Consider the following 13,145-nt stretch of genomic DNA (forward strand, 5'->3'; position numbering starts at 1 on the left):
TCATGAAGCAACTGCTGCGAAAGGGGTTGAGCACGATCGTCGTCGATGAGGTTCCGGACCCTGTCGTCGCGCCTCATCACGTCATTGTCCGTCCCCATTACTCCCTGATCAGCAGCGGCACCGAGACGGCCAGCATTCATCGCGGGGGAGCGCTGGGAGCCGTCGCCGAAAATCCCTCCTACATCGGCAAGATCCTCGATGTGATGAGGAACGAAGGCCCGCTACGGACAACCCGCGAGGTGCTGGCGAAATTCAGCGAGTATGCAGTGCTTGGCTATTCCGGAGCCGGTGTCATCATCCAGAAACACAGCAATGTTCTCGACCTCGAAGTAGGCGACCACGTAGCTTATGGCGGCGAGGGTACCGGGCATGCTGAAGCAATCCTGGTGGGCCAAAATCTGGTTGCCAGGATTCCCGACAATGTAGCTTTCGAACATGCTTGCTTCACCACTCTCGGCAGCATCGCCCTGAACGCAGTTCGCATTGCCAATATCTCCTTAGGGGAGAAGGTCGCCGTAATTGGCCTGGGATTAGTTGGGCAATTAATTGCCCAACTCGCCCGCCTGCAAGGTGGATTTGTCGTCGCCACTGACCTCAAACCGGACCGCGTCGCACTGGCTCGCCAACTCGGCGCGGACTCTGCCCTCCTGGGCGGCGGACAGTTTTCGCAGCAAGTAAGTTCGATCACCGGCGGAATCGGCGTAGACTGCGCCATCATCGCGGCCGCCGCCAAGTCGGACGCCCCCTGCCGCGTGGCTGTCGAAATTTGCCGCGACCGCGGACGCATTGTCGACGTCGGCGCCGTCGAACTCAACTTTCCCTGGTACGAAAGTTATCTCAAGGAAATTCAGGTTTTCATGGCGCGCGCCTACGGTCCGGGGAGTTACGACTCCACCTACGAAAAACAAGGGCGAGATTATCCCCTGCCCTACGTGCGCTGGACCGAAAAACGCAACATGGAAGAGTTCCTCCGTCTCGCCGCTCAGGGGCGATTGCAAATCGAGGGCCTGACCACGCACCGCTTCCCTCTCGAAGACGCGCCCCGGGCTTACGACGTAATCATGGACTCCACTCAGAATAGTCTGGCAGTCCTGCTCAAGTATCCCGCCGCGGACGTTGCAAACGCGGTCGCCGCTGCGCCGCCGGCAGGCAGAATCGAAGTCAATCGCAGCGACGCTGGTGGTTCTGAATTCGGCGTGGCCCTGGTCGGAGCCGGCAATCTCGCGCGCTGGGTTCACCTGCCGAATCTCAAGAAGACGCCAGGCGCGCGCCTGCGCGCAATCCAGTCCGGCAGTGGCTCGCGCGCCAAAAGTTACGCACTACGCTTTGGCGCGGAGTACTGCACCTCGGACTACGGCGAAATTCTAAGCAACCCTGCGGTGCAGGTCGTCGTCATCGTTAGCCGTAACCAACAACACGCCGCTCAGGCCCTGGCGGCTTTGCGCGCCGGAAAACACGTTTTCGTGGAAAAGCCGATGGCTCTCACCGAAGAGGAATGCCGTGAACTCGCGCAGGCCGTGCAGGAGTCCGGCAGGCAACTTACGGTCGGCTTCAATCGCCGCTATGCTCCAAGCTATATTAGCCTCAAACAGCAAATCGCGAAGCGCACCGCGCCCGCGGTCCTCAACTGCCGCGTGAATTCTCCCGGCATCTCAGGTTCCTACTGGATGGCTGATCCCGTTATCGGCGGTGCTATTCTCGGAGAGGCCTGCCATTTTGTCGATCTGATGTACTGGCTCCTCGAGTCGGAACCGGTCGAGGTGTTTGCATCCTCGCTCCCCACGGGCGCGAAAGATCCCATCGGCCAGAATAACCTCGTCGCCAGCTTTTCCTTCGCCGATGGTTCTATCGCCAATCTAACCTACTGCACAGTCGGCAGCCGCACTTCAGGCGGAGAGCGCGTCGAAGCGTTCGCCTCCGGAGTGGGCGCCTCGGCGGAAAACTTCCGCGAGTCTGTCGTCCGCGCCGGCCTGGTGCGCAAGCGCACCAGCTGGTTTGCGGAAAAAGGCTACGACGCCCAGATGCAGGCGTTCTTCGCCGCCCTGCGAAAAGGCAAACCCGCAGACATTAATGTTCGAGACGGCGTCCGCGCCACTCTCGGTTGCCTGCGCATGTTGCAGTCCGCGCGCGAACACTCTCCGTGCGCGCTTGACCTCGACCGCTTTCTGGCTGCCCCTGAGCCATGAGAGTACTTCTGCTCGGGCCATATCCGCCCCCGCACGGCGGGGTGCAGACGAATCTCGTTGCCATTCGATCTTTTCTGCTGAAGCGCGATGTCCCTTGCGCCGTCGTCAACATCACTCGCCATCGCAAGCCCGACGCGGATGAAGTCTACTACCCAGCGAACCCGTTTCAACTCCTTCAACTTCTCGCACACCTGAAATATGACGTAATCCACTTGCATATCGGCGGGATGCTGACGACGCGCCTTCTTTCGCTCGCGTGGATTTGCACTGCCTGTCCCGGCGCGAAATCCGTGATGACGTTTCACTCCGGCGGCTTCCCTTCCACGCCGGAGGGCCAGGCGCTTGGGCCAGCATCGTTCGCAGGATTCGTGTTGCGCAGGTTCAATGGCCTCATTGCTGTGAACTCCGAAATCATGGGCTTCTTCCAAAAAATGGGAGTCCCTCCTCAACGTATCCGCCTAATCTCGCCGTACGCATTCCTTCCGCGCGAGCCGTCCTCTTCCTTGCCCGCAGCGCTCGCAGACTTCTTCGCCAGCCACAATCCAGTTCTGAGTTCGGTCGGCTTGCTCGAGCCCGAATATGATCTGCCTCTCCAGATCGAAGTCCTGCCGCAAGTTCGCCAGCGATTCCAGGGTGCGGGACTATTGCTGATCGGTTCCGGCAGCCTCGAAGCCAGCCTGCGAACTCTCATTCACTCTAGTCCGTGTGCCCAACACATCCTCCTTGCGGGTGATGTCCCGCATGAATCGACCGTGCAGGCCATCTCCCGTTCCCGCCTCATGTTGCGCACTACGCTCTATGACGGTGACGCTTTATCCGTCCGCGAAGCGCTGCAACTGGGAACGCCGGTCATTGCCTCCGACAACGGCATGCGGCCCGCCGGAGTCAGCCTCATACCGAAATCCGATCCGCAGGCACTTTTGCGGGCCGTCGAGCAGGAACTCGATCGTCCGAGCGAGCGCAAGGCGATCGCCGGCGGCGACGAAAGCAATCTTCAGGCCGTTTTTGATTTCTACCGGGACATCGTCGACGGGAAGAGCAGGTAAGGATTCGACGTTACTTTGCGCAATCTTAAATCCACGACAGATCCCGCGTAACCAGCAACTGTCCAAGAGGCGTCTTAGCTTTAAGATATAACTTTGCGTCGAAATACTTTCGGTACATGGCCCGCATGCGCCGCAGGTCGGCTCGGCTTAACGCGTCGCGATCCTTAGTCGCCAGTTCATATCCATTCTCTTCCAGCGTATGTCCGACTAATCCCTCGAAGGTCGCCAGTTCTTCTTCCGAATATCCGCTGCGCCAGCGCCCGGTCGGATTAAAATCCGCCTTCGACGCGTCGCCAAAAGAACTGTTCGGCGCGCTCACCGAACCAACGCCCGCTTTCCGGATTTCGTCATAGTCGAGTTTCTGCCCGATGAACTCGCCCAGTCGGGTCAAAGTTTCCTGCGGCTTGCCGACCAATTCCTCAAAATGAACTTCTGTATAATCCCCGCCTAAATCTCGGCCGTCCCGCCGCCCTGTGTTCACCATCCATTCCCAGTAGAGTCCCGCAACCATCTTTGGAGACTTCCGATCCCACGGAAGAGGGTGAATGTACCCTTGCTTCTCGGTCGAGAGCGCAACATCCCGCCCATCGCGAATAATATGAACGACCAGCGCCTCAGGGATGGTTTCTTTGATGCGATGCAAGTGCAGCAGATGCTCCGGGGTCGTGTCTGCCCAGCGCTGCACGCCCTGCTTCCGCGCCATCTCCGACATGATGATCCGCAGGAAATCCCCGCCGTTCCGGCATTCGCTCATCACCTTCGCCGCAATCTCTTCTTTATCCAATCCCGATAACGTGAAGAGCCGGCTGTCATACCATGCTTCGAGCAGCCGCATCTTGTTGCCGTCCTGGGACAAATCCCCGAATCGCGGCTCCAGCAGGTTAATCGCATTGGATTCGACCCGGTATACCGCAAAATTCCCGGCAGACAACAGCATGTGATAGAGCAGCGTCGTTCCCGACCGCCCGCAGCCCACCACAAACACCGGCGCTACGCTGCGGCCGCCCGCTTGCGCGTCATGGTCTACGCCCGTGGTTGAGATATTGGGAATCATCGTCATCATTTATAAAACTTCCTCAGTCGGTAGTAGCTCCCGTTTGCGCTTGTATTTCCATCGGAGGCAGCAGCGCACGTGCCTCGTGGCTGCGAATCTCGGGAGCACGGCGCGGGGACGTCCAACCCGATCGGCTTTCCATGAAATTTCTGTGCCACAACTCCAGAACCAGCATGCGCCAGAGCAGCCCCGACCGATTGCGCCGTCCGCGAACATGCTCGTCAATGAGCGCGCGCACGGCGTCAGGCTTGAAATAACCACGCTCCAACGTTCTCGATTCCAGCAGCACGCCCCAGAATTGGTTTTTCTTTTCGCTCCGCATCCAATCCACCAGCGGCATTTGGAACCCCTGTTTTCGCCGTTGCAGCAATGCCGGCGGAATCCCCAGCCGCTCCGCCAGTTTCTTCAAAATATGTTTTCTTACTCCCGACCTGAATTTCCATTCCACGGGAAGAGAACTCACCCACTCCACAAATTCGTGATCGAGCATCGGAACTCGCACTTCGAGTGAAGTGGCCATGCTCATGCGGTCGACCTTGGTCAGAATGTCGGAATTCAAATAAGTCTTGGTATCGAGATATAGCAACCGGCTGAGCCGGTCCTCGCCCGGAGCCGAGTCGTAGAGCCGCTGCCATTCCAGCAGCGGATCCGGCAGCCGATTCGCGCTTTCCAGAAAATCCGCCGTAAACAAATCCCGCTCCCGATGCAGCGCCGGAAAAAACGAAATTCCGTCCAGATAACGATCGCGATCGTTCAGCGACGCATTCCATGCCAGATTCTTCCCGTACATTCCTGCCGGAATCAGCCCATGAATTCGATCGCGATAGATCGGCCCCAGCCAGCGCTGTAATGGATCGAACTTCGGCCGTTCCATCGCCACCAGATAGCGGTCATACCCGGCGAACAATTCGTCGCCGCCGTCGCCCGACAGAGCAACGGTGACTTCCTGCCTGGCCATTCGGCAAACGTAATAGGTGGGCAGCATGGAAGAATCCCCAAACGGCTCTTCCAGCATCCCCGAGAGATAATGCAGAGTCTGATCGAGATCCGGATCGAGAATCAGTTCGTGATGCTCCGTGCCAAAGCGCTCCGCTACCAGCCGCGCATATTCCGCTTCGTTGAATCGTTCTTCTTGAAAACCGATGGAAAAAGTTTTCACTGGCTTCGCGCTGGTGCGCGCCATCAGCGCCACGATGATGGAAGAATCCACGCCTCCGCTCAGCAGCGCTCCAAGGGGGACATCGCTGATCAGCCGAATGCGAACCGCTTCCTCCAGCCGGCGCTCCAACTCCTGCACGCATTCATCTTCACTAATCGCCGGATGCGTGCCGTACTTTGGCAGGTCCCAGTACTGACGAATTTTCACTTCGCCGTTGCGGAACTCCATCAAGTGCCCCGCAGGCAGCTTGCGAATGCCCCGGAACGCGGTGTGCGGATCGGGAATATATCCGAAGTAAAAATATTGCAGCAAGCCTTCGGCATCGACCTCGGCCAATTCCGGATGGAGTGCGAGAATCGTCTTGATCTCCGATCCGAACAGCAGACGGCCCCGGTGCAGGGCGTAGTGCAGCGGCTTTTTGCCCAGTCGGTCGCGCGCCAGCAACAAGGAATCCCGCTTCGCGTCATAGAGGGCGATGGCGAACATGCCGCGCAACTTCTTTACGCAATCCGCTCCCATCTCCTCGTAGAGGTGAACGATTACTTCAGTATCGCTGTGGGTGTAGAACCGGTGCCCTCGGCTCTCGAGTTCGCGGCGCAATTCGGGAAAGTTGTAGATCTCCCCATTGAACACCACCCAGACCGACTGGTCTTCATTGTGGATGGGCTGCTTTCCGCCGGCCAGATCAATAATGCTAAGCCGCCGCATGCCCAGTCCCACCGGGCCATGCGCGTAGATGCCTTCATCATCGGGGCCGCGATGGACGATCGTCTGGCACATCCGGCGCACGTCGTCCGCCGGGATGACCTCGCCTGGCCTGCCGACTACGCCTGCTATCCCGCACACTGGCCGATCTCCTTATTCGTTACCCAGACTGGATTAGGTCCCGCCGACAGTTCACTTCCCCAGGCTCAACCGGAACAAAAGCATCAGCGGTTATAGACTGGCTGCGGCCGCTCAAAGCGGCGATACGTTGCACCACTGAAACGCTGACCCTTCTTTGCCGGCGCCGGGCCGGTCCAGGGCTGATTAATGATCTGGACCATGGAACACGAGTACGCCACCAACAGATAAGAATACAAAAGGTACTCGGTTGAGGCGAAACAGGCTCCCGCCAGATACGCCACAATTCCCGCTCCCAAGGCCTGAGTGAAAAGCTTGAATTCCGGATCCTCCGCATACTGACGGGATTTCCGAACCAGGGCAAGATTCCTAAACGCCGCCGCTATCGCCAGAAGAAACAGCACCAGCGCAGGGATGCCATCTTCCGCCGCCAGTTCCGTATACGTGTTGTGCGCCACCACCCAACCCTTATCCACGAGTACGAAACAACCCGGTCCCACCCCAAATAACGGGTGTGCCGCCGCAACTTTAATACTCTTTATCAAGAGCTCCTTGCGGGCCTCGCGCGACCCCTTATCGTGCGAACCTTCAATATTCCCGAGGAAAATACTCTCCACGCGGGCTCGGTAGTGCGAGGTCGAGAGTGCCGCGCCCAAACCCACGATCAGGATTACGATGGTCGCCCCAACCAGGGATTTGCGTTTCCCCTTGATTCCATATTCCCATACGCAAATAGCGACGCTGAGAATGAAAGCCAGCAACCCGCTTCTCGATAAAGTCAGGACCACGCCTAAGCCCATGAACAATAGACCGATCAGCCATACGACCTTCTTGAGACCTTTGGCGCGCAACATGAAGGCTAAGCCCAGGGGAAAACTGATCGCGATATTTATGGCAAGATCGTTCGGGTTCTCCAGAATGCTCTTCTGAACTCCTTCCAGCCTCCCGTCCTTCGAGTGTCCCACTAAGATGGAAATGAAGGTCACCAGAGCGACTGCGCTCACCTGGATCCAAAGCAGCCTGCGCAGTTCGCGCACACTCACCACGGCCATGCTGATCAAGGTGGCAACCACCACGCCTTTCGAGATCTTGTCGATCACCGTGGAAAGAGCCCCGCCCCTCCAGATCGCGAACGGGACGCACATGGTCACCTGCACGAGCAGCAGCCAGAGAATCTGGATGGCTCTCGGCATTTTCGTTTTGCCGCCGCCGCCCATCATACCGATCAGGAACGCCACCATTCCAATGATGCCGGCGATTTTTGCCATCGGAATATAAGTGAGCCCGGGAATGTAATCCTCCGGCCGGTAAAAATAAAGCCAACAAAACACTACCGTAGCGCCGAACAGGAACTTGCGGAGCCCGTCGGAACCAGCCTGAGCCGGCCTCCGAAACGTTCTCTCATTCCCTGCGGTCGTTATGGTTTGCACCGTCATAAACGTATTCTTGCCATGCCGCCTAAGACTAAGCCCCGGCCTTCACCAACCTCATCGTGACAGTGGTTGCATATTGTTTCATCGCCGGCCAGTGCCGGCACATCCAACCGTCGGCTTTCCACGCCGCCCGGCGCATGAACGGCAGCACTTTGGCAACGATCGGCAACCACGGCAATCGGAAATATCTTGCCTCTTGCGCCTCGAAATGCTCCGTCATTGTCGCCAGTTCCTCACGCGTCAACGGGTGCTCGAACTCCGAAATGTTCTCCTGCGCCGGCAACAAGCTTCTCAGAAAAGCGTACGTCCTGGAGAATCGAACCGGCTCCTTCAGAATCACAACCCCGCCTTTCGCCAGGATCCTCAACATTTCGTTGCGGGCCCGCGCTATGTCCAGATGATGAATCAGAGCGATGCAAAATATGACGTCGACCGATCCACTCTCCAGACCCGTATCGTAGGCCGAACCGATCTTTAAGGCTGCTTCCAGGCCTGCCTTTTGCACTCGTTGCCGCGCCAATTCAATCAGATCCGGAGAAATGTCAATCCCGATCACACGGGCGCCACGCTCGATAAGCGGCACAATATTCTCGCCCGTGCCGCATCCCAGATCGACTACCGTCTTGCCGCGTACATCCCCCAGCAGATAAAAAGCGTACTCAAGAGAATAGGGAGTATCGGACGGAGGATTTAAATAGCGATCGACTTGAGCGCGGTCGATGCCGGCCAGGATGGTTCTACGCGCCTCTTCCGCGCTGCGCTCGATCTCGGCTTGATCACGCTCAGATATCGTGTTGTTCATGCGAAGTGTTCCCTTTTCCCTTCATGATTGGAAGCACCCGTCATGCCTTCCGATCGAATATTGCAAATGTTCCCATTCCTCTACCGCGTCCAGGCGGCGCGCCGGCCCGCCAAAAAGTTCGCCAACGCGACCACGGCGGCGCCATTCAGCAGGACGAAAGTTCCAGCCGCATCCGCGAGCCTTGCCAGCGCGCCGCCCTTCACCATCCTGCTCAGCGCCAGCGCGCTCAATGCGTAAAACACCAGTTGCAGGATCAACATGACCCGGTAGAAGGGAGTCGTCAGCCAGAAAGAGGCCGCCAGCAACATCGCCAGCGCAAACGGAACCACCAGACGCAAGAGCTTGTGACTGACAAACTCGAAGCGGATCGGATTCTCTCCGCTCAAGAGCCAGGGTGCGAGTTGCAGAAGCTGATAGTTGCCACTCAGCGTGCGGACCTTTCGCGAGAATTCCCGGCCTGCACCCAGGTTCGGCTGGTCCCAGGCTCGCGCCCGCTCGTCCAGCACCACTCGCTTGCCCTGCCGCACCACCTGCATCGGCAAGTAAACATCGTCCAAAATCGTGCCCGCCGGCACCACCGTCAGCAATACTCGGCGCACTGCGTAGAGAGCCCCGGTTGCTCCCACCACCGAACCCGACGCCGCCTCCAGTTTGCGAACCTGTTTTTCGATCCTCCAATACAGGCTCAGTCCCTGGCTGCTCTCGCCGCCATCCATATCGCCCAACATCAATTCCCCGCTCGCACATCCCACATCCGGATCGGCGAAGTTCTCCACCAACCGGCGCACAGCCTGAGGCTCGATCTTCTGCCGAGCATCCGTAAACACTACAACTTCTCCCTGTGCCAACTGAATGGCATCGTTCAATCCCGACGCCTTGCCTTGCGGCAACTGATTCAGAACGATGTGAATCCGAGGATCGCGCGCATACCCACGCAGAATCTCTTCCGTCCCATCTGTCGACCCGTCCGAGACGACGATAATCTGGCATTCTTCCGCCGGATAATCCAGGCTCAGCAGGTTCTCCAACTTGTCGGCAAGAATCTTTTCCTCGTTGCGCACGATCATCACGATCGACACCGGCGGCGCAGCATCTCCATGCTGCACCGGCCGCGCGCGCCAGAGCAGGCGGACGCGCAACCAGCAGGCGTAGCCCAGATAGGTGTAGGCAACCAACCCCGCCGACAGCCAGAACGCCCATCTCACGCCAGTCCCTCCCTATCCCACAGATGAAGATCCCGCAAACCGATGTCCTGCAAGCGGTGTCCCGGAAAACCCGTCTCCTGGAGACCACTTCCCCTGGACCAAGGCCGGCCTGGCCGGCCCGTTACTTCGCTCCACGCCCCAACAGCACGATCTTGACGGTCTGGAAGACGATCCAGAAGTCCAGCCCCACCGATGCATTTTTGATGTAAAACAAATCGTATTGCAGCTTTTCGCGGGCATCCTCAATCGTGTTGCCGTACTTGTATTGCACCTGCGCCCAGCCCGTAATTCCCGGCCGGACCGTGTGGCGAACCCCATAGTAGGGAATTTCTTTACTCAACATTTCCACGAATTCCGGCCGCTCCGGCCGCGGCCCCACGAAGTGCATATCGCCCTTCAACACGCACCACAACTGTGGAAGTTCATCCAGCCGCGACGAGCGCAGGAACTTTCCCACGCGCGTAATGCGAGGATCGTTATCGGTAGCCCAGGTCGCGCCAGTATCCGCCTCCGCATCCTGCCGCATGGTGCGAAATTTGTAGCAATAAAACGTTGAGCCGGCCCGCCCCACCCGCCGCTGCCGGTAGAGCACCGGCCCCGGGGAACTGAACTTGACCGCCAGCGCCACAAACGGCAGCAGGGGCAGCGAGATCACCGTTCCCAGCAGGGCTACCAGAAAATTCAGCACGCGCCGCACCAGCCGGAAGAAGCTGCTGAAGCGGAAGCCATCGGCGAAAATCAGCCAGCTCGGATATAGCTGTTCCACTTCAATCCGGCCGGAAATTTTCTCCAGCCATGACGTTGCCTCCTCCATTTTCACGCCCGCCAGCCGCAGATTCATCAACTCTTCCACCGGCAAAGTACCCCGCCGATCCGGCATGGCCACGATCACGCGATGCACTCCGTTCTCCTGAGCCAACCCCAGCAGATGCCTGGCCACGCTCTCCCGGTTCAGTTCTCCGGTTATGTCTCCCGTCCAGCCCACCACTTCAATGCCCAGTTCCGAGCGCTGCCGCAGCCCATCTCGCACTCGTTGCGCCCGCTCTCCTGTGCCCAGAACGTAAACGCGCTCGCGAAAATACTTCTGTTGCACCAGCCAGGAATAGGCCGCCCGCCAGCCCAACAGCGAGAAGGTCAAAATGACCAGGCCCAAAAGCGCGGAATCGTGCGGCAAAAAATCGCGGCCCGGCAAAAAATAGTGGTAGATATAGCCCACCGCCGACAGCGTCAGCGCCACCAGCCCCAGCACCAGCAAAAGGCGAAACGTCTGATCCCACTTCGCGACCAGGCTCGAGGAATCGTATAAATCCAGCCCGTGGGACAGCATCAGCACAATCCCGGTGACCAACAGGATCTTGAAAAATCCGCCTTCGATCAGCAGCTGATTGTTCAGATTCAGAAGCCAGTCGTCCGGGCTTCTCGCCAGGGTTCCCACTACAAAGGAAGACCAGACAATCAGCGTCTCGACCGCCAGCAGTACCAGCGTTCGCGCAGGGTAGTAGACTCTGAAAAGCCGGATCACTTCCCCCCCTAGGCCTTGGGCTCGGTCGTCTTCTTCTCGTAAGCTTCGTAGTAATAACGCTGGTAGGGCGCTGCGTCTTCCCTGGTACCGTTGAGCACGACTCCTACCATGGCCTGGTCGGGAAATTCCAGTCGCGCCCGGCGGGCCATTTCGGAGGGCGTCGAATTCGAGCGCACCACCATCAACACCCCGTCGCAAGCCTTGGCCAGCAAACTGGCGTCGGCCACCGGAACCGCCGGGGGCGAATCGATGATAATCCAGTCAAAGAGGTGCTCCAGCCGCTGCAAGAGAATCTTCAGCCGCCCGTTGCCCACCATCTCGGCGGGATCTTCGATGCCGGTACCGGCGGGAATGAAAAATAGATTCTCCATCGGTCCCCTCTGCATAACGGAAAACTCGTCGTTTTTTCCTTGCAGATATTCCGCCAGGCCGGGTCCCGGCGTTGTACCCAACACCTGGTGCAGACGGGGACCGCGCAGGTCGCCGTCGATCAGCAGCGCTCGCCGCCCATGCTGCCGCACTACCACCTGGGCCAGATTCGCCGAGGTGAACGACTTGCCTTCCTTGGGCAGCGCGCTCGTCACCAGCAGCGACTTCAGCGTCATCTTCTCGCGCATATGGTACAGCCGCGATCGCAGAGTGCGAAATTCTTCGGTGCCCCGTGCACTGTCGTCGCCGTTCATGAACAACATCGTGCTCAAATCAGGCCTCCACTCCAACTGTGGACATCGCCCCAGCAGCGCTTCGACCCCGTACGGAGTGGCCAAAACCGGCATTCCGGCTACCAACGACTCCGCCGCCATTGGAGATGCCGGCGCCTCCGTATATAACGGTGAATCTGCCACGGGCGGCGGCGGCGCAAAGCTGGGCTGTACCGCGACCCCCTGGTTCGCGGCCCGCTCCTGCTCGGCTTTCTTTAATGCTTCATGAATACGGCTCATAGTTTCCTTTCGTCGGGGAGGTCCTTCTCTTCTTCGCGTAAACGGTCGGCCAGCGTGGCTAGCGACCGCAATGCGTCCACTAAATCAAACTTCTCGGTCCCGCCCGGCGGCGATATGGTCATGGTGCCCGACGGGGTGTTGTCGCCCAGATCGAAATCCCGCGCCACATTGTCAACTACCGCCGCGCCGATCAGCTTCTGTTGGTCCACAAACGCGCTCACCAGACAGTGTTCGCTCAATAAGTTGATCACGCGCGGAATTCCCGCGGCATAGCGGTGAATGGCAGCCACCGCCTCCGGTTCGAATATCTGCTGCCCATTCGAGCCCGCTATGCGCAACCGTTGCTGCACGTAAGCCTTGGTTTCGTCGGGGGTCAGCGCGTGGGTTCTTGCCCGCAAGGTCAACCGCTGGCGCAACTGGCGCAACTGCGGCTGCTTCAGCTTCTGCTCCAGCTCCGGTTGCCCCACCAGCACGATCTGCAACAGCTTTTCGGTGAAGGTCTCGAGATTGGTCAGCATCCGGATCTCTTCCAGCACTTCCTCGGAAAGATTCTGTGCTTCGTCTACGATCAGCACCGCAGTCTCTCCCGCCCGGTAGCGGTCCAGCAGCCAGTTGTACAGCCGCAGCAGGACTTGGCTCTTGGCCCTCGAATCGCAGGGGATGCCAAAATCCGCCATCATGTAGTCCAGAAACTGTGGCACGTTCAGGCGCGAGTTGAAAATGAAAGCCGTCGCCACCTGCTGTAGCCGCAGCCACTCCAGCAGTTTGTTGATGAGCGTGGTTTTGCCTGTGCCCACCTCCCCGGTGAGCAGAACGAAGCCCTTGCGGCTCTGAATGCCATAGGTCAGGCACGCCAGCGCCTCTTCGGTATGCCGCGTCAGAAACAGATAACGCGGGTCCGGGTTCACGTTGAACGGATTCGCCTTTAGTCCGTAGAACTCTTTGTACATAGTT

The 13,145-nt window shown here is 58.7% G+C and carries 10 protein-coding genes; 2 read left to right on the forward strand and 8 right to left on the reverse strand.

The window, feature by feature from the left end; genetic code table 11:
• Positions 1 to 2: 2 nt before the first annotated feature.
• Complete coding sequence (locus VGM18_09820) at positions 3 to 2,186, forward strand: Gfo/Idh/MocA family oxidoreductase (GenBank protein ID HEY3973290.1); 2,184 nt, start codon at positions 3 to 5, stop codon at positions 2,184 to 2,186.
• A complete protein-coding gene (locus tag VGM18_09825; GenBank protein HEY3973291.1) occupies positions 2,183 to 3,232 on the forward strand; it encodes a glycosyltransferase in 1,050 nt (349 codons plus the stop codon). Before VGM18_09820 ends, VGM18_09825 begins: the two co-directional genes overlap by 4 nt.
• Before the next feature lie 25 nt (positions 3,233 to 3,257).
• Here the strand turns inward: VGM18_09825 and VGM18_09830 are convergent, their stop codons facing one another.
• The 8 genes from VGM18_09830 to VGM18_09865 form a co-directional block, all read right to left on the reverse strand.
• Positions 3,258 to 4,295, reverse strand: coding sequence for a sulfotransferase (locus VGM18_09830; protein HEY3973292.1), 1,038 nt, complete (start codon positions 4,293 to 4,295; stop codon positions 3,258 to 3,260).
• Between the two features lie 13 nt (positions 4,296 to 4,308).
• Positions 4,309 to 6,291: an asparagine synthase (glutamine-hydrolyzing) gene (asnB, locus tag VGM18_09835; protein HEY3973293.1), complete on the reverse strand. Its 1,983-nt coding sequence runs from the start codon at positions 6,289 to 6,291 to the stop codon at positions 4,309 to 4,311.
• Positions 6,292 to 6,374: 83 nt separating this feature from the next.
• Positions 6,375 to 7,724: an O-antigen ligase family protein gene (locus tag VGM18_09840; GenBank protein HEY3973294.1), complete on the reverse strand. Its 1,350-nt coding sequence runs from the start codon at positions 7,722 to 7,724 to the stop codon at positions 6,375 to 6,377.
• Positions 7,725 to 7,752: 28 nt separating this feature from the next.
• Entirely contained in the window at positions 7,753 to 8,523 is a 771-nt protein-coding gene (locus tag VGM18_09845; GenBank protein HEY3973295.1) for a methyltransferase domain-containing protein, read from the reverse strand.
• A gap of 80 nt (positions 8,524 to 8,603) precedes the next feature.
• Positions 8,604 to 9,728 (reverse strand): glycosyltransferase family 2 protein, encoded by a 1,125-nt coding sequence (locus VGM18_09850; GenBank protein HEY3973296.1) that lies wholly within the window; start codon positions 9,726 to 9,728, stop codon positions 8,604 to 8,606.
• A 121-nt stretch (positions 9,729 to 9,849) separates the two neighbouring features.
• Positions 9,850 to 11,250, reverse strand: a complete 1,401-nt coding sequence (locus VGM18_09855) for a TIGR03013 family XrtA/PEP-CTERM system glycosyltransferase (protein HEY3973297.1) — start codon at positions 11,248 to 11,250, stop codon at positions 9,850 to 9,852.
• Between the two features lie 8 nt (positions 11,251 to 11,258).
• The gene (locus VGM18_09860; protein ID HEY3973298.1) at positions 11,259 to 12,191 is read right to left on the reverse strand and encodes a CpsD/CapB family tyrosine-protein kinase; all 933 of its coding nucleotides are present in this window, start codon (positions 12,189 to 12,191) and stop codon (positions 11,259 to 11,261) included.
• On the reverse strand, positions 12,188 to 13,141 hold the full coding sequence (locus VGM18_09865; protein HEY3973299.1) for an AAA family ATPase: 954 nt from the start codon (positions 13,139 to 13,141) through the stop codon (positions 12,188 to 12,190). Before VGM18_09865 ends, VGM18_09860 begins: the two co-directional genes overlap by 4 nt.
• Positions 13,142 to 13,145: the final 4 nt, after the last annotated feature.

Source organism: Candidatus Sulfotelmatobacter sp. (genome assembly GCA_036500765.1).
Classification (GTDB): Bacteria; Acidobacteriota; Terriglobia; order Terriglobales; family Acidobacteriaceae; genus Sulfotelmatobacter.